General features: G+C 65.2%; 28 protein-coding genes. 13 read left to right on the forward strand and 15 right to left on the reverse strand.

Going from position 1 to position 26,719, the window contains the following annotated elements:
- Window positions 1-72: 72 nt before the first annotated feature.
- Window positions 73-849 (forward strand): IclR family transcriptional regulator, encoded by a 777-nt coding sequence (locus BS38_RS0105285; RefSeq protein WP_028269844.1) that lies wholly within the window; start codon window positions 73-75, stop codon window positions 847-849.
- Here the strand turns inward: BS38_RS0105285 and BS38_RS27035 are convergent.
- Genes BS38_RS27035 through BS38_RS0105300 form a run of 3 tightly spaced genes read right to left on the reverse strand, consistent with a single transcriptional unit; the run spans window position 842 to window position 2,842 of the window.
- The gene (locus BS38_RS27035) at window positions 842-1,603 is read right to left on the reverse strand and encodes an IclR family transcriptional regulator (protein ID WP_028269845.1); all 762 of its coding nucleotides are present in this window, start codon (window positions 1,601-1,603) and stop codon (window positions 842-844) included. The two genes, BS38_RS0105285 and BS38_RS27035, sit on opposite strands and share 8 nt — an antisense overlap.
- A gap of 46 nt (window positions 1,604-1,649) precedes the next feature.
- The gene (locus BS38_RS0105295; RefSeq protein WP_028269846.1) at window positions 1,650-2,399 is read right to left on the reverse strand and encodes a cyclase family protein; all 750 of its coding nucleotides are present in this window, start codon (window positions 2,397-2,399) and stop codon (window positions 1,650-1,652) included.
- Window positions 2,396-2,842: a hypothetical protein gene (locus BS38_RS0105300; RefSeq protein ID WP_028269847.1), complete on the reverse strand. Its 447-nt coding sequence runs from the start codon at window positions 2,840-2,842 to the stop codon at window positions 2,396-2,398. Before BS38_RS0105300 ends, BS38_RS0105295 begins: the two co-directional genes overlap by 4 nt.
- Before the next feature lie 152 nt (window positions 2,843-2,994).
- On the opposite strand from BS38_RS0105300, the gene BS38_RS0105305 reads away from it, so the two are divergent.
- From BS38_RS0105305 to BS38_RS0105315, 3 genes are read left to right on the forward strand one after another with little or no spacing between them, the layout of a single operon-like run.
- Complete coding sequence (locus BS38_RS0105305; RefSeq protein ID WP_028269848.1) at window positions 2,995-4,371, forward strand: NtaA/DmoA family FMN-dependent monooxygenase; 1,377 nt, start codon at window positions 2,995-2,997, stop codon at window positions 4,369-4,371.
- Between the two features lie 41 nt (window positions 4,372-4,412).
- Window positions 4,413-4,745 (forward strand): ArsR/SmtB family transcription factor, encoded by a 333-nt coding sequence (locus tag BS38_RS0105310; RefSeq protein WP_028269849.1) that lies wholly within the window; start codon window positions 4,413-4,415, stop codon window positions 4,743-4,745.
- A 14-nt stretch (window positions 4,746-4,759) separates the two neighbouring features.
- Entirely contained in the window at window positions 4,760-5,257 is a 498-nt protein-coding gene (locus BS38_RS0105315) for an SRPBCC family protein (RefSeq protein ID WP_028269850.1), read from the forward strand.
- A gap of 75 nt (window positions 5,258-5,332) precedes the next feature.
- Here the strand turns inward: BS38_RS0105315 and BS38_RS0105320 are convergent, their stop codons facing one another.
- The 5 genes from BS38_RS0105320 to BS38_RS0105340 form a co-directional block, all read right to left on the reverse strand.
- Window positions 5,333-6,325, reverse strand: a complete 993-nt coding sequence (locus tag BS38_RS0105320) for a heme-dependent oxidative N-demethylase family protein (protein WP_197024901.1) — start codon at window positions 6,323-6,325, stop codon at window positions 5,333-5,335.
- Window positions 6,322-7,299 (reverse strand): PDR/VanB family oxidoreductase, encoded by a 978-nt coding sequence (locus BS38_RS0105325; protein WP_028269852.1) that lies wholly within the window; start codon window positions 7,297-7,299, stop codon window positions 6,322-6,324. The genes BS38_RS0105320 and BS38_RS0105325 overlap by 4 nt, the downstream gene beginning before the upstream one ends.
- Window positions 7,296-7,781: a dimethylamine monooxygenase subunit DmmA family protein gene (locus tag BS38_RS0105330; RefSeq protein WP_028269853.1), complete on the reverse strand. Its 486-nt coding sequence runs from the start codon at window positions 7,779-7,781 to the stop codon at window positions 7,296-7,298. Before BS38_RS0105330 ends, BS38_RS0105325 begins: the two co-directional genes overlap by 4 nt.
- 8 nt (window positions 7,782-7,789) lie before the next feature.
- Window positions 7,790-8,167 (reverse strand): cupin domain-containing protein, encoded by a 378-nt coding sequence (locus BS38_RS0105335; RefSeq protein ID WP_028269854.1) that lies wholly within the window; start codon window positions 8,165-8,167, stop codon window positions 7,790-7,792.
- Window positions 8,168-8,329: 162 nt separating this feature from the next.
- On the reverse strand, window positions 8,330-9,133 hold the full coding sequence (locus BS38_RS0105340; RefSeq protein WP_028269855.1) for an IclR family transcriptional regulator: 804 nt from the start codon (window positions 9,131-9,133) through the stop codon (window positions 8,330-8,332).
- A 121-nt stretch (window positions 9,134-9,254) separates the two neighbouring features.
- On the opposite strand from BS38_RS0105340, the gene BS38_RS0105345 reads away from it, so the two are divergent.
- The 8 genes from BS38_RS0105345 to BS38_RS0105380 all read left to right on the forward strand — a co-directional run bounded on the left by BS38_RS0105345 (window position 9,255) and on the right by BS38_RS0105380 (window position 16,485).
- Window positions 9,255-9,758: a tripartite tricarboxylate transporter TctB family protein gene (locus BS38_RS0105345; RefSeq protein WP_028269856.1), complete on the forward strand. Its 504-nt coding sequence runs from the start codon at window positions 9,255-9,257 to the stop codon at window positions 9,756-9,758.
- Window positions 9,759-9,760: 2 nt separating this feature from the next.
- Entirely contained in the window at window positions 9,761-11,263 is a 1,503-nt protein-coding gene (locus tag BS38_RS0105350; RefSeq protein ID WP_028269857.1) for a tripartite tricarboxylate transporter permease, read from the forward strand.
- A 68-nt stretch (window positions 11,264-11,331) separates the two neighbouring features.
- Entirely contained in the window at window positions 11,332-12,333 is a 1,002-nt protein-coding gene (locus tag BS38_RS0105355; protein ID WP_028269858.1) for a tripartite tricarboxylate transporter substrate binding protein, read from the forward strand.
- Between the two features lie 35 nt (window positions 12,334-12,368).
- Window positions 12,369-12,998, forward strand: coding sequence for a methyltransferase (locus BS38_RS0105360; RefSeq protein WP_028269859.1), 630 nt, complete (start codon window positions 12,369-12,371; stop codon window positions 12,996-12,998).
- Between the two features lie 33 nt (window positions 12,999-13,031).
- Window positions 13,032-13,811, forward strand: coding sequence for an NAD(P)-dependent oxidoreductase (locus tag BS38_RS0105365; RefSeq protein ID WP_028269860.1), 780 nt, complete (start codon window positions 13,032-13,034; stop codon window positions 13,809-13,811).
- 78 nt (window positions 13,812-13,889) lie between these two features.
- A complete protein-coding gene (locus BS38_RS0105370; RefSeq protein ID WP_028269861.1) occupies window positions 13,890-15,227 on the forward strand; it encodes a TRAP transporter large permease subunit in 1,338 nt (445 codons plus the stop codon).
- 14 nt (window positions 15,228-15,241) lie between these two features.
- On the forward strand, window positions 15,242-15,499 hold the full coding sequence (locus BS38_RS0105375) for a hypothetical protein (protein ID WP_028269862.1): 258 nt from the start codon (window positions 15,242-15,244) through the stop codon (window positions 15,497-15,499).
- On the forward strand, window positions 15,496-16,485 hold the full coding sequence (locus tag BS38_RS0105380; RefSeq protein WP_028269863.1) for a cyclase family protein: 990 nt from the start codon (window positions 15,496-15,498) through the stop codon (window positions 16,483-16,485). Before BS38_RS0105375 ends, BS38_RS0105380 begins: the two co-directional genes overlap by 4 nt.
- A 94-nt stretch (window positions 16,486-16,579) precedes the next feature.
- Here BS38_RS0105380 and BS38_RS0105385 read toward each other — a convergent pair whose 3' ends face one another.
- On the reverse strand, window positions 16,580-16,777 hold the full coding sequence (locus tag BS38_RS0105385) for a hypothetical protein (RefSeq protein WP_028269864.1): 198 nt from the start codon (window positions 16,775-16,777) through the stop codon (window positions 16,580-16,582).
- A 404-nt stretch (window positions 16,778-17,181) separates the two neighbouring features.
- Between BS38_RS0105385 and BS38_RS24475 the strand changes: the two genes are divergently transcribed.
- Window positions 17,182-17,880, forward strand: coding sequence for a DUF2306 domain-containing protein (locus BS38_RS24475; RefSeq protein WP_043437712.1), 699 nt, complete (start codon window positions 17,182-17,184; stop codon window positions 17,878-17,880).
- On the opposite strand, the gene BS38_RS0105395 is transcribed toward BS38_RS24475, so the two are convergent.
- The 6 genes from BS38_RS0105395 to BS38_RS0105425 form a co-directional block, all read right to left on the reverse strand.
- Window positions 17,849-19,624, reverse strand: coding sequence for a thiamine pyrophosphate-dependent enzyme (locus BS38_RS0105395; RefSeq protein WP_043437714.1), 1,776 nt, complete (start codon window positions 19,622-19,624; stop codon window positions 17,849-17,851). The two genes, BS38_RS24475 and BS38_RS0105395, sit on opposite strands and share 32 nt — an antisense overlap.
- Before the next feature lie 242 nt (window positions 19,625-19,866).
- A complete protein-coding gene (locus BS38_RS0105400) occupies window positions 19,867-21,381 on the reverse strand; it encodes an amino acid permease (RefSeq protein ID WP_028269866.1) in 1,515 nt (504 codons plus the stop codon).
- Window positions 21,382-21,444: 63 nt separating this feature from the next.
- A complete protein-coding gene (locus BS38_RS0105405) occupies window positions 21,445-22,386 on the reverse strand; it encodes a glutaminase (RefSeq protein ID WP_028269867.1) in 942 nt (313 codons plus the stop codon).
- Window positions 22,383-23,984: a PucR family transcriptional regulator gene (locus BS38_RS0105410; protein WP_028269868.1), complete on the reverse strand. Its 1,602-nt coding sequence runs from the start codon at window positions 23,982-23,984 to the stop codon at window positions 22,383-22,385. The genes BS38_RS0105405 and BS38_RS0105410 overlap by 4 nt, the downstream gene beginning before the upstream one ends.
- Window positions 23,985-24,605: 621 nt before the next feature.
- A complete protein-coding gene (locus tag BS38_RS0105420) occupies window positions 24,606-25,907 on the reverse strand; it encodes a dicarboxylate/amino acid:cation symporter (RefSeq protein ID WP_028269870.1) in 1,302 nt (433 codons plus the stop codon).
- A gap of 107 nt (window positions 25,908-26,014) precedes the next feature.
- On the reverse strand, window positions 26,015-26,719 hold a 705-nt coding region (locus BS38_RS0105425; protein WP_028269871.1), incomplete at its 5' end, for a lyase family protein.

Consider the following 26,719-nt stretch of genomic DNA (forward strand, 5'->3'; position numbering starts at 1 on the left):
AAACTGTCCCGTCACCACTGCCCGGGCTGTGTGAGAATGGGCGTTGAAGTCCACCAGAGGGAGCGGTTCAGCTTGGAATTGTCGGAAGCGTCATCGCTGGGCCAAGGCCTTCGCATTGTCCGGCTGATCGTTGACCGCGAAAAGAGGGGCAGGGGACTGCTGGGGGTATCCCAGCTCGCCGCCGAACTGGAGATGGACCAAAGCCGCGTGTCCCGACTTACCCAGGAGCTGTGCGAGCTGGCCATTCTGGAGCGTGTGGAACGCGGACCGTTCCGTGCCGGTCCTGCCTTCTTCCAGCTTGCGGCCAGCCTTAACGTCGGCTGGATCGGCCAGGCCAAGAGCGAACTGGAACTCTTCGTGGCGGAGTTCGGGCTGCGGGCCCGGCTGTCAGTCCGTGACGGTGTACGGGTGATCCTCCTCAGGACGTCCAGCAATGACGGCGTGCTGGGAAGCTTTGTGAAACCGGGCATGGTCACACCCGTCTGGTGCACGGGATCAGGCCGTGCCCTGCTCTGGGACCACAAGGCAGCCGAGGTTGAGAAGCTTCTTCAGGGCATGGACTTTATCGGCGTGGGCGGTCCCAGGGCGGCCCACTCTTTGCCGGAAGTGTGCGAACTGATGGAGCAGGACCGGCCGCAGGGCTTCATCAGGGCGGCCGAGGAGTTTGAGCACGATGTCCATGAGCTGGCCGTGCCGGTGCGGGATCCGGACGGACGGGTCAGCGCAGCCCTCTCCGTCCTGGGCAGCCGTAACGCTGTTGAGCTCCGGACCGGGGAAATTGCCGATGCGCTGCACTCGGCGGCAAAGCGCCTCGCGGCGGTGGGTGCGGACGGCGCCGGAGTCAGCTAGGACGCCCCAGGGCCGCTTCCAGCCGGCCGCCCCACTTCAGGGCTGCGGCGGCAATCTGTTCGCGTTTCGGTTCCAGCCGCGCCTTTGATCCGACCACCTGCAGGGCAGCGATGGTCTCGCCGCGGAAGTCGCGTAAGGGCACGGCCACGGAATACAGGTTAGGCTCCGCCTCTTCATCCACAATGGAATATCCGCGCTCCCGTGCCCTGGCCAAGCGAGCAAGGAAGTCCTCAATATCGGCGGGGGTGTTGGGGCCATGGCGCACAAATTCGGTCTGGCTAAATACCGCCCGGACCTCTGCGTCGCTGGAGTCCCACAGCAGCGCCTGGCCTGCGTCGCTGCAGTAAGCGGGGTAGGGCCGGCCGATCCACGAGCCCACCATCCTGCTGTTCGGTGGGACATGCTCGCCGATCGTTACGGTGCTGTCCCCGTTGAGGACGCCGAGGAAGCAGCCTTCCCCGGTGTCCTCTACGAGCCCCTCCAACGCCGTCATGCCTTCCGTCCGGAGCCGCTGCTCAGTGAGTAGCTGGGCATCCGTGTAGAAGCTCCAGTCCAGCGAATACTCCCGGTGCTCGCCCCGGAGCAGGAAATTCTCTTGCTGGGCGGCCTTAAGGCCGCGGGAGATCTGGCTACGGTCCCTGCCGAGATCTGCGGCGATGTCCGCGACGGTCGCGCCCCGCGCTCCTCCAGCGTGACGGGAGCCGACGGCGAAGACAACTTGCATTCCGCGGCCCATGCTGGAGATTTTCGACATGGATCCGATCTTAGTTGCTGGCTACCCGCGGCTTAGTGGATTGTCCTTAGTGGATCGCGAAGACCCGAGCGGGGAATCCGCTCCCGCCTTGAGGCTTCGGCCAGGTGGCCACAAGCACCGCCCCCGATTCGGGCAGGCCGTCAAGATTGGCGAGCAACTCTATCTGCCAGCAGTCCTGGGCAAGGATGTAGGTTTCCAGGCTGAAGTCCTGGCGCGATGTCGCCATGCCCGGGTCGGTATCCGTCTGCTCGTGGCCGATCGCCGTGATGTCCCGCTCGGCGACCAGGAAGGTCAGCACGTCCCGGGACCAGCCCGGAGTGTGGCTGACGCCGTCGGCGTCCCGGTTCGCCATCGCCTCCGGGTCCGGCCAGCGGTTGCTCCAGCCGGTCCGGAGCGCCACGAACGCGCCCGTCGGCATCCGGCCGTTGCGCTCCTCCCATGCGCTGACGTCATCGAGAGTGGGCGTTGCATCGGCGTCCCTCGCGGCCCGCGTGCTGATGTCCAGCACCACCAGGGGCAGCATCATCTCTTCCACCGGGATGATGTCCAGACTTCGACCTCCCCGGATAAAGTGCGACGGCGGGTCCACGTGGGTGCCCCACTGGCCGACGATGGAGTAGACGTGCGCCGTGAAGCCGTCGCCCCTGTCCAGGTCGAACAGGGCCGTCCTGCCTTCGTCCGGAAACGCTGGGAAGTGTGGCTGGCCGGGGTGGAAGGCGTGCGTCAGATCGGTGAACGACCGGCCGGACAGCAACGACTGGAATCCTTCCCAGAGCCCGGTGGCCTGGACTGTCATGACGCCCGCCCCAGTGCCGGACGAACAGACGCTGCCGTGGAAACCCGGACCGGCTCGGAAAGTTCGATGACCGGCACCTCCCACGGGTGAACTTCGATCATGCGCTCCACGAGCCGGCTGACGGCTTCGTCGGACAGGTCGGCGTCCAGATACGTGGTCAGGACAAAGGTGGGCGAAATGGTCCGCTCGCCTGCGCGGCCCAAGGTGGGATTTGCCGTCGCCGATGCCGTGAACCCCTCGAAGCCGAGACTCGATTCGAAGACATGCCGGTAGTTTCCAAAGTCCCCCAGTTCGGGGCAGGACTCCAGTGTGTCAAAAAGTGACGCCAGCCCGGGGTCCGCTTTCAGGACCTCCAGATCGCCCTCCACCAGCTGCCTCAACGAGGGTGCGCCAATGGGCCAGTGGATGCGGAGTTTGCGCACCCTTCTCATTCCAATATTCATGTCTGGATGCCTCTTCCACGGATCGTCCGGAGCCACCTCGGGTGGCGTTTGCATCATCCTGACAGAAGGTGATGAGCAACACAAGCATATTTATTTGTATATGATGCACGTAGATGCAAAGTGTCCCGTCCACGAAAGTGAAGTGATCCGCCTTGAGCACCCCCGCCACCCCGCTGCTTTTCGCCCTCTACGAACAGGCAAGCGTCGGTTGCGGCGGTGCGCCGAGCCTCTGGACGCACCCGTTGGATGACCGCCTTGCCGTCAATTCCCTGGACCGCTGGCGGGATGTTGCCGTCACCGCCGAACAGGCCAACCTTGACGCGTTGTTCTTCGCCGACGTTCTGGGCCTCTATGACGTTTATGGGGGATCCGCCGACGCCGCCCTGGGCTGGGCCGTGGAGGCGCCGGCGAATGATCCCTTTATGTATGTGCCGGCGCTTGCGGCGCTGACCGAGCGACTGTCCTTCGTCATTACGGCCTCGACCACCTACGAGCACCCGTTCTCCCTTGCCCGCCGCTTCGGCACCCTGGACCACCTCAGCAAGGGCCGGATCGGCTGGAACATCGTCACGTCATACCTTTCCAGTGCCGCCCGGAACTTCGGTATGGACGAGATGCTCAAGCACGCGGACCGCTACGGCCGCGCGGATGAGTTCATGGATGTTTTCTACAAACTGCTGGAAGGCAGCTGGGCAGGCGACGCCGTCGTCGGCAATAAAAGCGAACGGGTGTACGCGCGCCCCGGTTCTGTCCGGCCGATCAATCACGACGGCGAGCATTTCCGCGTGGACGGCCCGTCTCTGACCTCGCCGTCGCCGCAGCGGACCCCCACCCTGTTCCAGGCCGGGTGGTCGCCGCGGGGCCGTGAATTCGCCGCCAGGCATGCCGAAGTGATCCTGCTGCCCAAAAAAGACCCCGAGGAAATCGCCGCAGGACTGGCGGACATCAACCACCGGGCGATGGAGGCAGGCCGTCCCGGCGGCGATGTCCGTTCCATGGCGCTCGCCCGGATCATCACCGCTCCCACGGCGATCGAAGCTCAGGAAAAGTATGAGGATCTGCAGCGCAACTACCACCTGGAGGCTCAGCTGGTCAGCTATGCCGGCGACACCGGGATCGACCTCAGCAAATACGCCGACGACGAGCCGCTGACCACGGTGTCCAACGGACTCACCTCCTACGTGGTCAAGGGGGCGCCGCAGGAGCAACCGCTCACTGCCGGGGATGTGCGGCGTAAATTTTCGGAAGTCACGCGCGGAACGGACCTGTTGTTCATCGGCACGCCCGAGGACGTTGCGTCGCAGATCCAGGACCACGCCACGGCGTCGGGGCTGGATGGCTACATGATCAACCCGCTGGTGAGTCCGGGCTCCCTGAACGACTTCGCCGAAATGGTGGTGCCGGAACTTGCCAAGCGAGGGCTCTACGACACGGAACCGAAGAAGGGCACCCTGCGCTCCAGGCTCCGCGCCGACGGTGCGGACTTGATGGCAGGCGCGGCTTACGGGGCCGGATTTCGCCAGCGCTAACCCATTGACACCCGGACGCGACAGTCATATCCTACAACCAAATGGTTGTAGATAAGCTCAGTGATGCCGAAGTGGACCGCCTGTTCCAGGCGTTCGCCGATGCCACCCGTCGCGATATCGTCCGGCGGGTCACGGTGGCCGAGTATTCCGTTTCCGGCCTCGCCGCCCTCTACGCCATGAGTTTCGCCGCCGTCCAAAAGCATGTGGCGGTGTTGGAACGGGCTTCCCTGGTCACCAAGGAGAAGCGCGGAAGGGAGCAGATCGTGCGGGGTAATCATGAAGGCCTGCAGAAGGCCCGCCGGCTGCTCGATGAGTACGAGGCGATCTGGCGGCAGCGTGCCGAGCGGATCGCAGACATTCTCGCTGAAGGATAGGAAAGGGTTCCGCAATGACCGTTATCAGTTCCACCAAGAATCTCGAGGCACTCAGCTTGACCCTCGTGGCGGAGTTCGACGCCGCCGTCGAACGCGTCTGGCAGATCTGGGAAGACCCTCGGCAGCTTGAGCGCTGGTGGGGCCCGCCCAACTATCCGGCCACGTTTGACCGGTTCGACTTCCAGCCCGGAGGGATGGCCGACTATTACATGACCACCCCCGAAGGCGAGAAGCCCCGAGGCTGGTGGAAATTCAGAACCATCGAAGCGCCGCGCAAGCTCGAATTTGATGACGGCTTCGCTGACGAAACCGGAGCGCCCGTGGATGCCATGGGCAGTGCCCATGCCGCTGTTGACCTTGAGGACATCGGTGGCCGCACCCGCATGACCATCATGTCCACCTTCGATTCCGAAGAGCAGATGGAAGAGATGGTCAAGATGGGCATGGAGGAAGGCATGCGGGAGGCCGCGGGCCAGATCGATGCAATCCTCGCCGAGCATGCCAGGGCCTGACTGTCTGCACCTGATGTTTCACGCAAAAGGGGCAGGAGGACGACGGCGGGAATTCCTGCCGTCGTCCGCTCGCGTTTAGGTGCCCAGCAACCAGGCTGACGCCGCACTGCGGTAGCGGCTGATGCCCTTGTACTCGGCCATGTCCTCCGGAAGTTCGGCCAGGACGCGGCCGAGGCGTTCCCGCCATGCCGGTACCCGGGCAATGTCCGAGAGGGACAGCAGGTGCGTCCGGACGAGGAACAGGACGGCCCCGGAGTGGGGGAGCCGGATGAGGTGCTGCACTTCCACCCGCAGGTGGAGCCTGTCCGGCAGGGCGGGGTCGCCGGCCACGGTCGCGCGGTCCCGGGCCCACTGAGGGTAGGTTTCGGTGGAGGTGTCCAGCCTGCGGTCCACGGTCATGGTCCAGTTGGCCCTGCGGTATTTTTCCCCGGGCTGCAGGCGCAGGAGGAATTGCTGCGCACGCGTGATGATCTGTTCCTGGTGCACGCGGGGGACGGGGCCGTGGACCTCGAGGAACTTCATGCCGACGTCGAAACCGAAGGACCAGTCGGCAGCGAACGTGACGAGTCCCGCGTCGAGCCATAGTGCGCCCTCGCGCTGGTCAAGAAGCGCAATGTCGTCCTGGATCTGGCTGCCCAGGAACCGCAGGGGTTCCACGGGCAAGGAACCGTCATCGCCCAGCGTGAACTCGAGATCAAGGTCCTGCAGGGTGTTCTGCCAGCGGCAGGCGTTTCCGTCCCGGTCGAAGGACATGGCGTCAGGGTGTTCCGCGGCCATAATCGGCAGCAGGGTGGAGATGGCGTCCCACACGGCGGGCCGCATGTGGGGGAGGACCTGCAGGCGGGTGGGGTCCCTGGTCAGCACCGCGTCGCGTTCCGTGAGCTCGTGACGGTAGTGCTCATCGATGTCCAGCAGGCGGCCGCCCCAGGCGCCCGCTTCCGTCACCACCGTCTTGAGGGCGGGCTCGACGTTGGTGCTGTAGCGGTAGCTGTCACTGGGAAACGGGAAGGGAAAGCGGGAAATCCGCTCGGGGAGGACGGCAGTGCCGTCGATGACGCCAGAACTCACAGGTCCAACTCCAATTCCTGGTCCAGGCTGCGGGACACGCAGCACATCATGGTGGTGTTCGCGGACTTTTCCTGCTCGCTCAAATAGAGGTCCCGGTGCAGGGGTGCCCCGCGCAGGACCGGTAGGTAACATTCGCCGCAGACGCCCTTTCGGCACATGTTGGGGACGCCTTTTCCTGCGTTTTCAAGGGCCTCCAGCAGGGAAACGCCCGCCGGGACCTCCAGCGTGACGCCGCTGCGGGCCAGGTTCACCGTGAACGGCTCGCCCTGGTCCAGTTCGGCGGCGCCAAATGGCTCCGAATGCAGCCGGCCCTGCGGCCAGCCAAGCTCCCGGGCCCGGGCCAGGACGGTGTCCATGAACGCGGCAGGTCCGCACACATAGAGATGTGTTCCGAGCTTCTGGTCCGTGAGCCGGCGCGTTAGTTCCTCCTGGAAGCTCCCACGGTCCGTGCATTCGGCCAGTGCCGGCCCCAGCAGCTCCCTCGCTTCCTGCACGTGTGCTCCCTGACCGGGCCGGTAAACGTAGACCAGCGTCGCCTCACTGTCCCGTTCGGCGGCCGCCCGGGCGTGCGAGAGCATCGGGGTGATTCCGATTCCTGCCGCTATCAGCAGGTGGTGCCTGGCTGTTGCCACGGGTGCAAACGCGCTGCGCGGATGCGAAACGCGGACCAGGTCCCCCACCGCGAGCCGGTGCATCGCAAGGGATCCGCCGGCGCCGTCGTCAACCCGCAGCACGGAGATGGTGTATTCGGAAGGGTGCCTGCCGGACCCCGTGAGCGAGTAGGCGTTGGCGCCGTCCCCGTACTGGACCACGAGGTGGCTCCCCGGCACATAGCCGGGCAGCGCCGTCCCCGCCGGGTCGGTGAAGGTGATGCTGGTGACGGAAGCCGTCTGCACGCTGAGATCCGCCACCTCCAACAGCAGGCCGCCCTCCACCGCGGGATGAACCTTGGCCTGGAGTGCCGTCGCGGTCATGCTGCCTCCTCGGCATGGGCTGCGAATCCCAGGTAGCCGCCGATGCGCCGGGAAAAGTGGCCCGAGAAGGCCAGCGTGGTGGCGCATCCTTCACAGTCCACCTCCGAGCCAACTCCCTGAACGGTCGTGTTGGCGGTGCGGCAGTGTGCGCAGAAGACCAGCCTCCGCCCGGATTCGTTGGCCAGCAGGGTCACCTCCTCCTCCAGCAGTCCGCATGCAGCGGCCGCTGCGGCGGCCGCGGCGACGTCGGCCGGGGGACCGGCGAGTACCAGCCGGACCCCGACGCGGGCCTGTTCAAGCACGGCTATCAGGCTCGCGAGGGCTTCCCGGTCCGCGGCATCGAAACGGGCGTCATGCCCGGCCATGCCGGCGTCCCCTTCCGCCGCAGGGACCGCTGCCGTTCCGAACGTCACCCGGATGACACCGCGGAAGCCGGCTTCGGGTCCGGTGCCAGCGGCCGGTGCCATGGCGATGGGACACATCGAGGTGCCTACGGTGCGAACGAGCGGTGGCCGGTGTAGAAGCCCAGCGCATAGTCCGGGGTCTCAAATTTGACCGTGGTGCCCTTGGGGAAAAACAGCACATCGCGTTCCTTGGCGTGCGTCACGTCCCCAGTCGCCTGGTCGGTGAGGATGAACTCCCCCTGCACGACCACCTTCATTTCGTCATAGGTGTACTCGTACACCAAGGGCTCCGAGGCCTTGAGTTCGAAGAACCCGGCGCTGATGGCCGAGCCGACGGGGTTCGAGAGGGAGTCCCCGATGGCGGCGTCGCACCCGGGTTCGTTCATCGACGGCAGGCCGATGTAGCCGCCTTCAACTTTGTGGATGGCGCCGGCCGTGCTGAGTGTGCCTGTCAAGGTTTCCATGGTTTCTCCTCAAATAGTGTAGTGAAACCATGATTCATCACAGTGAACGGCCGCGGGTTTCGGAAGAGTTAACTCCCCGTTCCAATCCCGGGTCGGCCGCGTCATCCGGATTTAACATCGGGTGTCGCTTGGGACGGCTGCCGGGTGCTGCCCGGTCCCCGCTTAGTAAACGGAGCCCTCGAGAAGTTCCGATAGCCTGCCGGCAGCGCGCCGCAGCTCCGGCACGGCGGCTTTGAGGGCGGGCTCGGTGGCCGTTTCCACCGGGCTGGTCAAAGCGATCGATTCGCTGGGGCGGCCGGACCGGTTGGGTACCGCGACGGCGACTGACAGCACGCCGGTAGCCCGTTCGTCTGCGGAAAAGGAAAAGTCGGTGCCTGCCTCGGGGAGCCGGGCGCGGAGCCCCTCGACCGTGAACGTGCCGTCCTCGTGGCCTGCCGCAATGGCCGCCCCCACGGCCTGCTGCAGTTCCTCGGCCGACGCCGAGGCAAGGAGTATCTTGCCCGCCGCCCCGACCGTGAGCGGGAGGCGTTTGCCCAGGGGCAGGTCGTAGCGGAGGGGGGCTTCACCGTCGACTCGCGCAACGAGGATTCGCTCAAAACCAAGCCGCGTGTAGAGCGATGCGGTCAGTCCGGTTTGGGAGGCCACCTGCTGCAGGACCGGGCGGGAGGCGACCACGAGCGGATCGTTCTCGAGATAGCTCCGTGCTGCCGGGAGGACGGCCGGCCCGATCCGGTAGGACTTGTCGGTCTGGCTGACCATGCCGAAATCCTGAAGGACGCGCAGGATCCGCAGTGTGGTGGGCAGGCTCATCCCGCAAGTCCTGGCCAGGTCGCTCAGGCGCTGGGGCCGCTCCGCGCGCTGCAGTTCAGCGAAGACCTCCAGCGCCCTGGAGAGGGAACGCATGTTCCCGGCCTTCGCCCCGCCCTCTTCGGCAGAGCCGGCCGAGTGTGTGGAAGTCACCGTCATCCTTTCATTCTATGTAAGTTCCTTGCGCTTGACATGCTTTGTGTCGCCTGTCACTATTTCTTCAGACGAAACATTCTTTCATTCTATGAAATGAATGATCACGGAACGTAAGAAGGAAACGATGACAACGGAGTCACTACTGACCAAACCCGGGCGCGCCGTGCGCGTCGCTCCGTCGGTGCTCACGGGCATCGGCGCGTTCGCCGCCGTCGGCGTGTATGTCCTTGTCAGCTCGGTCGGCCTCGGCCTCTGGACGTCGCTGGGCCCCGGCCCCGGCCTGTTCCCGTTCGCCATGGGGGGAGTGCTGGTGGCGATGTCAGCTGTCTGGCTGATCCAGGAGTTGCGCCAGCCGAGCGGGAAGGCTGAGGGGATCGACCGGGGCGTGGTGATCGCCGTTGTGGTCAGCCTTGTTCTCCTGGCGTCCCTCATGGACCTGCTGGGCTTTCAGCTAAGCATGTTCCTGTTCCTGCTGTACCACCTGAAACTGCGCGGCCGCCGGACCTGGGTGTCGTCGCTGATCATCGCCCTCGCCGGAAGCGTCGGCGCGTTCTATGCCTTCAATTACGGCCTGAACGTCGCCCTTCCCGTTTCGGCCTTCACACCGCTGAACCTGATCGGACTCTAGACGTGGATACCCTCAACGAACTTCTCGGCGGCTTCGCGGCCGCCATGACCTGGCAGAATCTGCTCTTTGCCTTCCTGGGCTGCCTGCTGGGCACCATCATCGGCGTCCTGCCCGGCATCGGACCCGTTGCCGGCGTCGCGCTACTCATACCCCTCACGCTGAACCTGGATTCGACCGGCGCGATCATCATGCTGTGCGCCATCTTCTACGGCACCGCGTACGGGGGAACCATCACCAGTGTCCTGCTGAACACGCCCGGTGAAGCTGCCTCAGCGATCACCACCATCGACGGCTACGCGATGACGAAGCTGGGCAAGGCCGGGGCTGCCCTGACCATCGCCGCCGTGGGATCCTTCGTCGGCGGAACCATCGCGACCATCGGCCTGGTGGCCGCCGCCAAGCCGCTGGGGGAACTGGGCCTGCTCGTCGGGCCGCCGGAATTCTTCGCCCTGATGGTGGTCGGCATCTCCCTGCTGGTCGCGCTCGCCGGCAAGTCGATGGTCAAAGCGGTCATCTCCGGTGCCCTGGGCCTGCTGATCGCCATGGTCGGGATCGACCCGGTGGCGGGCGCCCCCCGGTTTACGTTCGGCATGGACAGGCTCCTGGACGGCGTCAGCTTCGTTGCTGTGATCGTGGGTGTCTTCGGGCTCTCGGAACTCCTGTCCTACCGCAAGGACTCGCAGGCCCCCGCGGTGCATGCACCGAACCTGCGTTCATTGCTCCCGACCGGCAGGGAATGGCGCCGAAGCGCACCGGCCATGGCCCGCGGCACGGGCATCGGCTTCGGGCTGGGACTCATCCCGGGCATGACGGGCTCAGTGTCATCCCTGCTGGCCTACGGCGCCGAAAAGAAGTTCTCCCGCCACCGCAACGAGCTGGGCAAGGGCGCCATTGAAGGTGTCGCCGGCCCCGAAACAGCAAACAACGCCCACGCGAACGCCGCATTGATCCCGCTGTTCACCCTGGGCATCCCTGCGTCACCGACGATCGCCGTGCTGATGGGGGCCTTCCTCCAGCAAGGGCTCACACCGGGCCCGACCCTCTTCAGCGAACATTCCGAAATTGCCTGGGCGATCATCGCGAGCCTCTTCATCGGAAACCTCCTGCTGCTCCTGCTCAACGTGCCGCTGGTGGGACTGTGGACGTCCATCCTCCGGGTACCGTCATCGATCCTGACCGCCCTCATCCTGCTCTTTATGGTTATCGGCGCCTACACCATCAACTTCAGCGTCTTCGATGTTTTCGTGATGATCGGCTTCGGCCTTCTCGGTCTCGCCCTGCGGCACCTGGATATCCCGCTGGCCCCCATGGTGCTGACCCTTGTGCTCGGCCCCCTCATGGAGCGCTCACTGCGGGAGTCCCTGGAAATTTCCCAGGGCGACTTCGGCATCTTCGTCAACCGCCCCATCGCCGTGGTCCTGATCGGCCTCGGCCTCCTGATCGTCTTCAGCCCCCTGCTCAAGCTCCGCAAACCCAAGGCCCTGAACGAAGACCCCGAAACCTAAACCGCCTCATTCCCCTGTCCGACCACCAACCACCCCCTAGCCCCTACATCTCTTCAAAGGAGAAGACCTTGTCACGCACAAAAATCACCGCAGCCTTCGCCGCAGCAGCCCTTATCGCCCTCACCGGCTGCGGCGCCAATGCCGGCGCTGCCACCGGCGCCGGGGATGACTTCCCGAAAAAGGGCAAGTCCATCGACCTGATCGTGGCCTTCTCCTCCGGCGGGGCCGTGGACACCGCAGCCCGCCTCGTCCAGCCGATCCTGGAGAAGGAACTCGGCACCAACGTCGAGGTCATCAACAAGCCGGGTGCCGGCGGACAGATCGGCTACACCCAGCTGACCAGCGCCAAGCCGGACGGATACACGATCGGTGCAACCGGCTCCCCGTCAGTGGTTGTTTCACCCCTGGATCCGGCCCGCGGCGCCAAGTACACGCGGGACAGCTTCCAGCCCCTCGGACGCCAGGTCATTGACCCCGCCGTCATCGCCGTCCAGCCTGACAGCCCGTACAAGACGCTGAAGGAACTCCTCGACGCCGCCAAGGCCAAGCCGAAATCCATGACCGCGAGCACCACCGGCCTGCAGACCGGCGAACACTTCGCCCTGGCCCAGATCCAGGAAACCACCGGTTCTGAGTTCGCCCCGGTGCACTTCTCCGAAGGCGCCTCCCAGGCCACCACCGCATTCCTCGGCAAGCACGTGGACGTCCTGGTCGCCAACGTCAGCGACGTCAACGACCTGACCAAGCAGGGTAAGGCCCGTGTGCTGGGCGTCATGACCGCAGAGCGCTCACCTGCCCTGCCGGATGTTCCCGCGTTCAAGGAATCCGGCTACGACGTGGAAGCCGGCACCGCGCGCGGCTACTCCGCCCCTGCCGGGCTGCCCGACGCAGTTGCCAAGAAGATCGAAGCTGCCCTCCAGAAGGCCATCGAGGACCCCGCCGTTGTCCAGAAGATGAAGGACCTCGGCCTGCAGACCAGCTACCTCAACGGTACGGACTACCAGACGTTCTGGGCAGGGCAGGAGGAGGACTTCAAGAAGGTCCTCCCGCTGGTCCAGAAAAAAGACTGATCCTCCAACACCCGCCACTCACGGAAGACACCATCATGACAATCCCCGTCCTTGAGGACATCGACGCAGACTTCCCCCGCCCCGAACGAAACGTGCTCGATCGCCTCGCCAAACTTCCCGCCGCCAACATAGGCGACGCCATGGACCGCCTGGGAATCGCTGACTCCGCCATCCAGGCTGTCTGGACCGGCGCCCGCCTCGCCGGACCCGCCTTTACCGTCTGGACCCGCCCCGGAGACAACCAGGGGATCCACCGCGCCCTTCAGCTCGCCCGCCCGGGGGACGTCATCGTTGTCAGCGGCGGCGGGGATGAATCCCGCGCCCTGCTGGGTGAACTCATCGGCGAACGCGCCATCAACCTTGGCATCGCCGGCTTCGCCCTGGACGGGGCCGCCCGTGACGCCGAAGCCCTCTGCGAGATCGGCATGCCCGTCTTCGCCCGCGCCATCACGCCGGCAGGCCCGTACAAGAACGGCCCTTCCCGCCTGGGTACCCCTATTTCCTTCGGCGGCGTCCCGGTCCTGCCGGGGGACATCATCATCGGTGACTCCGACGGCGTCGTGGTCATCCCCAGGGAACAGGCAGCAGCGGTGGCCGACGCCGCCGAAGCCGTCTTCGCCGACGAAACCAGCCGCCGTGCCGCGATCATCGCAGACCGGCACTAGGCCGAGCGCAACTACACGAAAGGCAGAACTCAAATGACAGCGTGCACCGTCATCGGCCTCGGTGAGGCAGGAGCCACCTACGCGGCCGCCCTCGTCGCCGCCGGCCACAGCGTGACAGGATTCGATCCCGTCGCGCCATCCACCCCGGCCGGCGTGGCCCGGGCCGCAACGGCGGCAGAAGCCTGCGCCGGCGCGGAGATCGTCCTCGTCCTCACGGGAGCGGCCGCCGCGCGCAGCGTCGCCCGGGAATGCCTGCCGGCCATGCCGGCCGGCAGCTGCTACGCGGACTTCACCTCCTCCTCGCCACGAGTCATGAGGGAACTGGGGGAGCTGGCCGGCGGAGCACTTTTCGCGGACGTCGCCATTCTCGGACCCGTTCCCGCCCAGGGGGTGAAGACGCCCTTGATGGTGAGCGGGCCCGGGTCCCGGGCCGTTGCCGATCTGTTGGCCCCGCTCGGTGCCGGGATCGAAATCGCCGAGGGCGAGCCCGGCGCGGCCATGGCCCATAAGCTCCTTCGCAGTGTCCTGATGAAGGGACTGGCGTCCGTGGTTGTCGAGGCCGTCACCGCGGGCAGGGCGGCCGGGCTCGAAGAGTGGATCCGGGCGCAGATCGCAGGGCAACTCGCGGGCGACGGACAGGCGGTCATCGACAGGTTCCTCACGGGCACGGCCAAACACGCGTTGCGCCGCTCCAAGGAAATGCAGGACACTGCGGACTACCTGTCGGACCTTGGGGTTCCGGCAGAGATGACCACGGCCTCATCCGGCGCCTTGACACGCATGGCCCAGGAACCGGCACCGGCCTTGCGCTGATCCGGGCATCAGGAAGAATCAGAGACAAGAAGCAACGATGCATTACCGAGCAAGAAATTCCCCGTCAGGAGCGGCAGCATGATCGGCATATGGGCCCTTGGCGCCTACCTGGCCGTCATCCTGCTCTGGACCACCCTGGTCAAGCGCAGCGTCGGGGAGGCCATGATCCTGGGATTCCTGGCGGTACTCCCGTTCACGGGGGCTGCCGGGGCGCAGATCGGCTGGTCCTCCTTGTACTCGGCGGTGACGGATGAAATCGTCTACGCCACCATGGCATTCGTTTTCATGGGGTATCTCCTGGACAAGACCGGGGTGCTGGACAAGCTCATCGACCTGCTGAACTCCCTGATCGGCGGCGTTAAGGGAGGCCCCGCCTGGGTGTCCACCGTGGCGTCCGCCGGCCTCGGCGGGGTGGTCCACAACCAGGCCGCCATCGCCGCGACCGTGGGTTCCGTGACCATCCCCTGGATGGAGAAGTCCCGGCTCGACAAGCCCTCGGCCGCGACGCTCGTGGCCGGCAACGCGGGCATGGGGATCACCTTCCCGTTCAGCGCCTCCATGTTCGTCCTCGTCGGGTCCGCCACCGTCGGGCCCCTGCTGAACGTCAACGAACTCGTCCTGCCGCTGCTGATCGGGGGGCTGTGGTGCTTCCTGCACCGGCTGATCGTCACCTGGCTGCTGATCCGCAAGAGCGGGATGGCCCCCCTTGACGCCGCACACCGCCTGCCCGTCCGGACGGCGTTCAGCCGCGGTTGGACGACGATGCTGCTGTTCGTCGTCGTGGCCATCCCGCTGGTCATCACCTCAGGCGCCATCGCCTCGGCGCTGTCGGACTGGACCGGCGGGGACGTCACCAAGTCCGTCAGCGTCGTCGTCTGGATCCCGGTGGTCCTCATCATCACCGGTGCACTGCTGGGCAGGAAGCAGCTGCCCGCCGGCAGGCAGGCCTGGTGGGCCCTGCTGCAGAACTCCGCCCCGAGATTCGGCGTTGTCGGTGTCACGGTGGTCTTCGCCTTTGCCGGGGCAAACGCCCTCGCCGCCACCGGACTGCCCAAGCAGATGACCGCGCTGCTCAGCGAGATGAACCTGCCGCTGTGGCTGCTGGCCATCCTGATCGGACTGATCGTCATCGCCGTCGCCGCGCCCCTCTCCGCAACAGCCACGATGGCTGCCGTGGGAACGGTGGGCGTCGCGACACTCGTTGCCGCCGGGGTTCCGGCGACCACCGCGGCCGTCGCCGTACTGGTTTTCTCATCCTGCGAAGCAGCCGTCCCGCCCGGAGGCGCGCCCCTGTATGTCGCCTGCGGCATCGCCGACGTGGACCCGATAAGGACTTTCGCCCGACTGCTCACCCACTACGCGCTGCCGCTGCTGGGCATCGGCGTGCTGATCATCCTCGGCGTCCTGCCGATCTAAAGGAAACACGACCCATGCACCAGATCAGAAGGACCACCGAAGTCATCTTCGTCCTCACCCTTGCGGCACTCCTTGTCGGGGGAGTGGTATTCGTGGCCGGCCAAGCCATCGCCCTGATCGCCGGCCAAGGCGAATGGCTGAAACTCCTCAACGAAGCGATCAAGACCCCGATGTGCGTCGCAGCCTCCGTCTGCGCCGTCGCCGGATTCCTCCTGAGCTACAAGCGACACCAGAAGCAGGGGCAGACTCCGCAGGAGGCAACAACGCGATGAAAGGGACAACGGACGCCGTGCCTTACCCGACTTTCGACGAACTGCTCGAACGAACGGGCAACCCCGCCGGCACATCGTGGGGACTGTTCCCTGAGCCCGAGCGCGGAACGCCCTCGTTCATCACGCAGGACATTGTCCTGGAAGCCCGGAACTCCATCAGGACCGGGACGGTTTTTGGCCTGGACTACCCGGCGGACGCCTTCGATCCCGGAATGTCACTCAAACGCAGCGCCCCGCGCCACACGATCTACTCCTCCCATCCGGCCCACCGCGACGACTATCTGGACGGGTACTACCTCCAGGGCTCGACGCAGATCGACGGGCTCCGGCACCGCAGGGCGGATGACGTGGGTTTCTACAATGGGACCGCTGATGACCGGATCAGGGAAGGCACTCCGGACCTCGGCATCCAGGCGTGGGCAGACCGGCCTATCGTCGGCAGGGGAGTGCTCGTGGACCTCGACGGCTACCGCGCGAGGCAAGGCAGCCCCATCGACCATGCAGGCGGTGAGCCCCTGGGCCTCGAACTGATCCAGGCTGCCGTCCAGGCCCAGTCCCTCAGCCTCCGCCCGGGCGACATCCTCATGCTCCACACCGGCTGGTGCGAGTGGTTCCTGGCACTGCCCCCGGAGGACAAGCGGCGGATCCGTGACAGCAGGCGGGCCAGCGGCGTCGAACAGTCCCGGGACTTCGTTGCGTGGGCCTGGGACAACCGCATCGCGTTGCTGGCCGCCGACAACTTCGCCCTCGAATGCCTGCCACCCGTGGCCACCAGCCCGTTCCTTCATTCCGCCCCGAATGACCACGGCATGATGCACCAGCAGCTGCTCGCCAAACTCGGCATGCCCCTGGGTGAACTGTGGCGGCTCGGACCCCTGAGCCGGCACCTGAAAACCACCGGGAACTGGGATGCCTTCGTCAGCATCAAACCGCTCAACATCACCGGAGGAACCGGTTCGCCCGCCAACGCCACGGCGGTGGCGTAACTCGTCCTCAGGCGGAAAATTTAAACCACAAAGCCAGCGGACGACGGCGGGAATTCCCGCCGTCGTCCGCTGGCTTTTGTTGTGCTTGGTTTTCCTAGACTGCGGCGCCCTGGGCGGAGCTGCGGTTCAGGCTGACCGTGAAAGTGTTCGGTCCGCTGAGGGTGACGGCAACATCGTTCCGGTGGGCGTTGGCCTTCGTGGAAATGTCGTGCACCAGGGCGTCCAGCGTGTGATCGATAGCTGAGCGGTCCCAGATCTTAAGGGTTACGGAGTGATTGGTTTCGAACGTCATTATTCGGTGCCTCATTCATCAATTGGGTCATGGGCTTCGCATCGGCGCGGAGCCCGGGACGGGACAATCCATGAACGCTCAGAGGCCTTGCGCAGCTCGGCGAGCTCACTGGTTTGGCCTCGTTGCGTCCACCAGGTTGGGTCGTTCGTTGCCGCTGCATTCACTGCGCCGAAGCGCCAAATCAGGGCTGGTGCGGTTGTGAAATCGTGTTCTCAACCGTCCTTTCCATGATGCACAGAGGGGCGGTGACGTCTCAAGCCAATAGGCCGTTCATTGCGCGTGAGACTCATCACAGGGGTACCGGCGATGCTGCAGGAGCCCGGATCCCTTGACAAGTGTACGGCGTACACCTATGGTCATTCGCAAGAGGTGTACACCGTACACCGGCCAGCGAAGGACCCGCCATGAGCACCAACACCACCAGCCCTCCTGCCGCCTCCGTCCGGCGTACCCGGCCCCAGTGGCCCGTCCCTGCAGGCCTGCTGCTGCTCAGCCTCATTCCGGTGATTTTCGGTGCCCTCCGGCTGACCGAGCTGACGTCCGGGGCAGCTGTCACGCCACAGAACGCGCGGTTCTTCGCCTCTCCCGTCCCGGTGGTGGCGCATATTGTCAGCGTTACGGTTTACTCCCTGCTCGGGGCATTCCAGTTTGTCCCCTCGCTGCGGGGCCGGCGCGGCTGGCACCGCATCGCCGGGCGCATCCTCATCCCGGCAGGCCTGCTCGCAGCGATTTCGGGGCTGTGGATGTCCGTGTTCTATCCACTTCCGGACGGCTATGCCGATGTGCCGCTACGGCTGTTCTTCGGCTCGGCCATGCTGGTGAGCATCGTCCTGGGGCTCGATGCGATCAGGCGCCGGGACTTCGTGCGGCACGGCGCCTGGATGACGCGGGCCTTCGCGATCGGCGTGGGCGCGGGGACCCAGGCGCTGGTGGGCATTCCCTGGCTGCTCCTGATCGGCCCCACCGATGTGCCCACCCGCGTGGTGCTCCTGGGTGCGGGCTGGGTGATCAACGTGGCGGTGGCCGAGTACGTCATCCGTCGCCGAGCAGGGAAGGCGCCCCGCCGACCAGTCAGTAAGCCTTCACCCGCTGTTCCACGATGAGGTGGATGAGCGCAAACCTTCCCCCCCGGTCGATGGCCTGGAACGCGGCGTCGAGGGCGTCCGGCACGTCCCTGTCCCGGGTGACTGTGATGCCGAACCCGCCAAATGCCCTGGCCATGAGGCCGAAGTCGGGGTTCTTCAGCTGAGTCCCCGAAATCCGGGACGGGTAGTGCCGTTCCTGGTGGGTGCGGATGGTTCCGTACTCCTGGTTGTCCATCACGATGATCAGTGGCGTGGCCCCGTACTGGGCTGCAGTGGCCAGCTCCTGACCGTTCATCAGGAACTCCCCGTCGCCGGCGATGGTTACCACGCGGCGCTGCGGACTGGCCAGCGAGGCGGCGATGGCCGACGGGATGGAGTAGCCCATGGAGCCGTTCCTGGCGCTGATCATGGAGGCGTAACGGCGCGTGGGGAAGTACCGGTGTGCCCAGTTGGTGTGCTCGCCTGCTCCGAACGTCACGATGGCATCCTCAGGCAGCCGCGGGACGAGGTTGGCCATCAGGGTGTCCATCCTGGCGGGCCCTGCCGCCGGCTCGGCCGGCGGCAGGGCGGCAAAGGACGTCTGTTCGGCACGCATCCTGGCGGTCCAGGCCTTCCACTCGTCTTTCACGGCGAGGTCGATGCCCAGCAGGTCGCGGACGAAGGCATCCGGTTTGGCCACAATCTGCCGTGAGACGGGGCCTGAACGGCCGCGCAGCGAGGGGTCGATTGTCACCAGGAAGTTCTGCTTGTTCCAGTCCTGGCGGCAGACAAATCCGTCGGTAATCACGTCCCCAGGGACCGTCCCGACGAAGACGAGCAGGTCGGTTTCCTGCAGGAGGTCGTACGTGGGGCGGGGGCGTCCGTAGCCGATCGGGCCCACGTAGGACGGCGAATCAAAGGACACCGTACCCTGCGTACGCCATTCCGCGGCGGCCGGGATGTGGTGCTTTTCGAGCCAGCCGGTGAGCAGGCCGGCCGCTTCCTGGGTCCAGTCGTTGCCTCCGGTGACAAACAGCGGCTTCGTGGAAAGTGCAAGGGCGCCGGCGAGTGCTCCGGCGTCGGTGGTGCTCATGCCGCCCGCGGCCACGGGGATCCTCGGGTGAAGCACCGGATCAACCTGCTGCCGGATGATGTCTTCCGGCAGGCCCACCACAACGGGCCCTGGCCGCCCGCTCATGGCCGCGAACATGGCTTCCGCGACGATCTCGGACGCCCGCTCGGCATGGTCAAGCACCATAACCCGCTTGGCTCCGGTGTCGAACCAGGCCTTGATGTCGAATTCCTGAAATGCCTCGCGGTCCCGGTGCGCAAAGGGGATGAGCCCGACAAAGAGCAGCATGGGTGTGGAATCCTGCCAGGCCGTGTGCAGGCCGACGTGGGCGTTGGCCCCACCGGGTCCGCGCGTCACCATTGCGACGCCCGGGCGCTGGTTCATCTTGCCGTCGGCTTCGGCCATATACGCGGCGCCGCCTTCGTGCCGGCAGACCACAGTGTCGATCTTGGAGTCGTGCAGCCCGTCCAGCACGTCCAGGAAGCTTTCGCCGGGAACAACGTAGGTGCGCTCCACTCCGTGGGCCACGAGGGAGTCAACAATCACGTGCCCGGCGGACCTCGCGGTAGTACCGCCGGTCGGGCTGCCGCCGGGGTTCAGTGCTCCGGGGTCAGCCGCGGAGGCTGGCTGGGCTGCGATCTGATTGATGGTGTCGCTGTCGAACGACTGAGTGTCGGTTGCGGTCATGGTGGATGCGGACTCCGTTGTCATCACTACTTGTCTTCTTGGACTGGGCGTTGGGTTACGTCTCTTGGGTGGAGGCGCCGGCGGCACCTAGTCGGTTTCCGGTCCGGTGCAGAAGTAGCAGCCGTCCTCGCAGCTGTCAGTCGTCTGGGTTTCCGTTGGCGTCCCGTGGGGTTGCGGGCTCAGCAGGTTTTGGCTGTTCATGGCGGGCTTTCGTCGGTTGTTGGTGGGGTCTGGGGCTGGCGAGCCGGGGGCGGTCGCGGGACTAGTTACCTGATGGGAGTCGGGTTGGCCACCACGGGCGCGGCGCCGGTGTAGCCCTCGCGTGCCTCGGCGATTTCGTGGATCCGTTTGCGGCAGGCGTACCAACCGGCGACCATAAGGGCGCAGGCGATGAGGGTGACCAGGAGGGTGAGCGGGGAGTCGATGAAGACCATCACCAGGACGCCGGCGAGGAACAGGAGTGAGAGGTAGCCGGTGTAGGGAGCGCCGAACATCCGGAAGGACGGGCGATTTAGCCAGCCCCTGTCTGCCCAGCGTTTGAGCTGCATCTGGCAGAGGACGATGGTGGCCCAGGTGACGACGATGCCCACGGAGGCGACATTGAGAACGATCTCGAAGGCCTGGGAAGGGACGAGGTAGTTCAGCGGGACGCCGAGGAGGGAGACGCCGGCGGTGATGGCGATGCCGCCGTAGGGTACGCCGGCTTTGTTCATCCGCTGGGCAAATTTGGGGGCGGAGCCGGCCACGGACATGGAGCGAAGGATGCGGCCGGTGGAGTAGAGGCCGGCGTTGAGTGAGGACAGAGCGGCGGTGAGGACCACGAGGTTCATGATGACGTCTACGCCCTGGATGCCGATGGATCCGAAGAAGGTCACGAAGGGGCTGACGCCCTTTTCGTAAGAGGTGTAGGGCAGCAGCAGGGCCAGGAGGATGACTGAGCCGACATAGAACACGGCGATGCGGAAGACCACGGAGTTGATGGCCTTCGGCATGATCTTTTCGGGGCTTTCGGTTTCGCCGGCGGCCGTCCCGACCAACTCAATCGAGGCGTAGGCGAACAATACGCCCTGCATGAGGATGATCATGGGCAGGATGCCGTTGGGGAAGATTCCGCCGTTGTCGTTGATAAGGCTGAAACCGACGGCCTGGCCGTCCGCAGGGGTGCCGAAGATGACGAAGTAGGTGCCGATGAGCAGGAATGCGACGAGGGCGGCGACCTTGATGATGGCGAACCAGAATTCCATCTCGCCAAAGACCTTGACCGAGACGAGGTTCAGGCACAGCACGACGATGAGGGCGATCAGGGCCCAGGCCCATTGCGGTACGGCTCCCATCCAGGGGATGTAGTGGCCGAAGAAGTTCATGTAGAGCGCTGCGGCGGTGATGTCCACGATGGTGGTGGTTGCCCAGTTGATCCAGTAGAACCAGCCCGAGATAAAGGCTGCCTTCTCGCCGAAGAACTCACGGGCGTAGGAGACAAAGGAGCCCGACGACGGGCGGTGCAGCACCAGTTCGCCCAGCGCGCGGAGGATCAGGAAGGCGAAGAAGCCGCAGACGGCGTAGGCGATGACCAGGGACGGACCTGCGGCATTCAGCCGGCCGCCGGCACCGAGGAACAGGCCGGTACCGATTGCGCCGCCGATTGCGATCATCTGGATCTGCCGCGGCTTCAGGCTCTTGTGGTAGCCCTTGTCCTCCGCGTGAAGGAGTCTCTCGGAGGCATGCGCGTGGCCGCTGTCGGCCTCGTACTGGCCAACCTCGTCATTGGGGTTGTTGGGCATGGGTGATCCTTTCGACCGGTTGAAGATCTAACTGGGGGTGGAACGGAAAAGTGCGGGACCGGATCAGAAAACGGACCATCCGGTGCGGTCGGACAGGTCAGCGAGGGCCGCCGAGCCCGCCAGGGAATTTCCCTTGGAGTCCAGCCGCGGGCTCCAGACGCAGATAGCGCATTCGCCAGGGACGATTACCAGGATTCCGCCGCCCACACCGCTCTTACCGGGAAGGCCGACGCGGTAGGCGAACTCACCGGCGGCATCGTACATGCCGCACGTGAGCATGATGGATCCGATGCGCTTGGCCTCGCTCCGGGAGACGACGGGGCCGTTTGTTCCGTGCCCGCCGCGGGCAAGGAACAGCCCGGCCTTCGCCATCTCGACGCAATTCATCATGATGGAGCACTGCCTGACGTAGTTCTCCACCACGGCCTCGGGGGGCCGGTGCAGGTTGCCGAAGGTCTTCAGGAAGTGGGCTAGCGCCAGGTTGCGGCTGCTGTTGGCGAGCTCGTTCCCTGCGGCGAGCTCATCGATGAACGGTCCCTGCCCACTGTGCTGCCCCACCTGGCGGCGGAGGAACTGCAGGACATGACCCGCAGCGTCGGGGAACCTTTCCATCAGGTGGTCGGTCACCACGAGGGCGCCGGAATTGATGAACGGGTTCCGGGGGATTCCGTGCTCCACTTCAAGCTGCACCAGGGAGTTGAACGAGGTACCCGACGGTTCGCGGAGCACCCGGGACCACAGCCTGCCGGGGTCGTTGGCGCTGAGGGCCATGGCCAGGGTGAAAACCTTGGAGATGCTCTGGATCGAGAAGGGCAGGTCGGCGTCGCCGGCGCTGAACACGTCCCCGGAGGTTGTGGCCACCGCGATTCCGAAGCGGTCGAACGGCGGCGATGACAGGTGGGGGATGCTGGCGGGCACCGAGCCGGCTTCACTCCGGGGCCGGTGGCTGCGGACAATGTCAGCCAGGACCAGGCCAAGAGGCGGTGAATCGAGTGCTGTCATCATTTCTTGCCCAGGTGCTCCTTATTATGCGTGGCGGCCCACTCCTGGAGGTGGAGCAGGGCGACCAATGAATCTCGAGGATTGCTGAAGTTGAGGCCGGTGACCCGGCTGATCTTGCTGATCCTGTAGTAGACGGTGTTCTTGTGCATCCTCATCCGCTGGGCGCATTCGGCCACGTCCAGCGATGCCTCGAAATACGCCCGCAGCGTTTCGGCCAGTTCGCCATCGTCGCGAAGGAGGGTCCAGAGGCTGCGATGGCGGAAGTCCGAGGCCGTGAAGTGCTGCACCGCCTCGTGGAAGAGGATGTCCACCTCGAAGTCGCCCAACGCGGCCACTGTCGCGGTCCCTGACCGCCGCATGCAGCCGAGCAGGGCCTCCGCCTTGGCGGTCACCGAATGAATCGACAGGAGGTCGGGGGCGATCGGCCCCACTGCCGCGAACGGACTGATGCCCAGGTGCTTCCCCGCGTCCCGGACGATGGCCTCGGCGAGGCTTCTCAGCCCGGCTTCGGCGTTGGCGGACTGAAGTCCCGGGACGATCACGGCGGTGTCGCCGTTGAACTGCCCCACGATGGCAGACGCTTTGTAGGCCGCCGCATGGATGGACGCAAGGTTGGCGAGTTCCCCGTGTTTCAGGGCTGCATCGTCTTCCTGCGCCTCAGCGGCGGACATTCCCAGCAGGATCAGTGCGGAGGGGCGGTCCGCCGGGATCTTCTCGCTATGTGCACTCGCTGCGGCTTCCGCGGGGCCGGAAAGGATCCGCGCGATCCGGTCCTCTCGCATGTGCACCGATTGCTGGTTGCGGTAGCGGATCAGCTCGGCTGACACCCGGGCGGCCGATCCGGTCAGGACATAGTCGACGTCGGCGCCGAATCCGTCCCCGGTTTCCTGCAGCCAGATGTAGCCCATGATGCGCTCGCCGGCGAACAGGGCGACGGCCACGCGCTCCCTCAGCCCGTCCTGTGGCCGGGCCGGAACCCTGACAGGCAGGCGTGTCCGGTGCAGTTCGCGGTAGGCGCCGAGGTCCTTGAGGAGGAGTTCGTATTTTCGCGGACCACGGCGGGCAAGGATCGATGCCTTGCGGAGCTCGTCGATGTCATTGGTCACTGTGGAGTAGGCCAGGACTTTGTTGGCGGCGTCCTCGATGACCACGTGGCTGGACGTCAGGCGTGCGGTGGTCTGCGCGATGGCGAACAGGTCTTCTTCCAGCAGCGTCAGCACTTCGCTCTGGTAGCTGCGCGGCATGATCCGGTCTTTGGCGATGGACAGGAGCCGGTCCCAGTCCGCGGCCGGTTCCACCAGGAGCAGGCCCGTTCCCGCTGCCCGGAGCAGCTCTTCAGCTTCCTCGAGTTCGCCCGGACTGCCCTTAACGGCAAGCACAAGGGGAGGATTTTTCAGCAGACGCCGCAGCGCCGGCAATGCGGAGCGTCCCCGAACGCCGATCAGCAGGACGAACGCGGCCACGCCGTCGGATGTTTCGTCGTCGGCGTCAACAATCACGAAGCGTTCGATCGGCGAATCTGCGCGGGACGGCCGGAGAATGAGACTGGCGAAACCCAGGGGGAGATCCGACAGGATGTCGTCCACTGTAGCTGCGGCCATGGGCTTCCTTCTGCGTTGATACCCGACCGGACGGCTCTGTCCGGTCACTCCATGCTATCCAGAGCATTTCGCGGAAAATATGGATGCCGGACTAAATCCAGCGCTGCCTTTTAGGTCCCCAAACCAAGGCGCGGTCGGCCGGGGGAGCCGGGCATGGGAATCCGGCCGGAAAGGCAAAGCGGACGACGGAAGGAGGTTCCGCCGTCGTCCGCTCTGATAGCGGCCGGCGCCGCCCAGCTAGGATTCCGACCCTGTTTTTTCTGGCTTTCCGGGCGTTGCAGGGGCGAGGGCGTAGAAGGGCGTGCACCGGCCCCTTTCACCCGGAGCAATGTTGGAACGGACGATCGAGGCGCTCTCAAGCGCGGCCAGATGGTGCCTGACTGAGTCCCGGCACGAGGCGATGCCGTTGCTGATGTCGGCTACTTTGCTTGCGCCATTGCTTGCCAGATAGTCGACGATTTGGGTCCTGATCGGTGTTCTTCTCGTCCTTTGCGCCTGCTTAGTGGTGGTTTGCACGTCCGTCGGGCTCTGGAGCTCAAAGGCAGCGGTCATGGGCTATGGCCTTTCATTTGGTGTGGAGTGGATTCGCTGGTGGAGCTTGAGTGGCCGGGCAGGGGCCGGTCAGTGCATCGAAACGCGCTCAGGCTCCGTGCTGTATTCACCGTCTTGCGTGCTGTGGGACGCGTCGGGGCGAGGGGCTTCGAGCGGGGACGCGGACCTGTCGTGCTTTTGGCCGATGACCGCGGTAGCGATGGCATTTCCCAGGATGTTGGTGGCAGTGCGTCCCATGTCCAGGAGTTGGTCGATCACCAGCAAGACGCCAATTCCGGCGGCGGGGATACCGAAACCAGGGACCACCGCAGCCACCACGACGAGCGACCCGCGGGGCACGCCGGCCATGCCTTTGCTGCTGAGCAGGAGCATCGCGGTCATCGCGATCTGCTGGCCGAGGTCCATGTCGATGCCGTAGGCGTTGATCAGGAAGACCGACGCAAAGGTCATGTACATCATGGAACCGTCCACGTTGAACGAGTAACCCAGGGGGAGCACAAAACCGGTGGTGCGCTTCGCGATGCCGAACTTGGTCAGGCCTTCAATGAGCTTGGGAAGTGCGGCCTCGCTGCTGGAGGTAGCGAACGCGATGACCATGGGTTCGCGAACGATCCGGACCAGCCGGAAGGCGGCCCGTCCGAGGAAAGCGACGGCGACGGCGATCATGATGGCCCAGAGGGCGGCCAGGGAGACATAGAAGCCGCCGATGAAGGAGGCATAGGTTGCGAAAGCATCCACGCCCTTGGAGGTGAAGGCTGCCGCGATGCCGGCGAACACCCCCACCGGGGCCGCCTTCATCACATACCCGGTGACCTTCAACATGACCCCCATCAGTTCATCGATGGCGTCAGCTATGGAGGAGCGGCCCTTCTTCCGGAGGTTGAGCAGGGCTATGCCAAAGAGAGCGCCGAAGACGAGGATCTGCAGGGGGTTGTTGGCGGTCAGCGCGGCGAAGACGCTTGTGGGGATGATGTGGGTAATGAACTCCTGGTAATCGAGGGGCTTCGTTTCCATCCCGGCATCACCACCCGGCATCAGGTGGAGCCCGTCACCGACGTTGAGGATGTGGGCCGTGATGAAACCGAAGGCGCCCACCAGGACGGAGGCGGACAGGAACCAGATCATTGAGCGTCCAAAGAGCTTGCCCACCCCTGCCGATTTCGCCGCTCCCGCGATACCGGAGACGAGAGTGGCAAAGATCAGCGGCGCAATGATCATTTTGATGAGGTTGAGGAACATGTGCGTCACGGTGTCGAGGACCGCCACAACGGATGCGCGTGTGTCCGCTGGCAGCAGCCAGTGGAACAGCAGCCCGCTGAGGATTCCGAACACGAGCGCTGCCAGAATCCACATCGTTGATTTGTTTTTCATACTCAGTCCTTGCGTAGAGGCCGGGGATATTTGGGCACGGCGGTGTGCCCCAGCTCCCTCTAAATCGGGCGGGTTAGATGGTGGGTGTCGAGTGGTTTTTCGGTTGACTACCGGCTGAGGTTGGCCAGGCGTTGCGGGCTGAGGAGCTCTTCCAGTTGCTCGGCGGTGAGCAGCCGGTGTTCGAGGACCAGTTCGGCAACACCCTTGCCGGTGGCGAGGGCTTCCTGGGCGATGGCGGTTGCGGTGGCGTAGCCAAGGTGGGGATTCAGCGCTGTGACCAGGCCGATTGACTGCTCCACCGTGAGGCGGAGGTGTTCGGTGTTGGCGGTGATGCCCCGGACGCAGCGTGCCGTGAGGGTGCGGCAGGCGGCTTCCAGGTGGGAGATGCTCTTGTGGAGGCTGTGGACGATGATGGGTTCGAAGGCGTTGAGCTGGAGTTGCCCGGCTTCGGCGGCCATGGTGATGGTGACGTCGTTGCCGATGACTTCGTAGGCCACCTGGGAGACCACTTCCGGGATTACCGGGTTGATCTTGCCGGGCATGATGGAGGAACCGGACTGCACGGCCGGGAGGTTGATTTCGCCGAAGCCGGCGCGCGGGCCGGAGGAAAGCAGCCGCAGGTCGTTGCAGATCTTGGAGAGCTTCACGGCCACGCGCTTGAGGACGCCGGACAGGTGCACGAACGCGCCGACGTCCTGGGTAGCCTCAATGAGGTCCACGGCGGTGACCAGCGGCAGGCCGGTGATGTCGGCCAGGTGCCGGCAGGCCGCCTCGGCGTAGCCGGCCGGGGCGTTCAGGCCGGTGCCGATGGC

The organism is Arthrobacter sp. UNC362MFTsu5.1, assembly GCF_000685965.1.
Classification (GTDB): Bacteria; Actinomycetota; Actinomycetes; order Actinomycetales; family Micrococcaceae; genus Arthrobacter.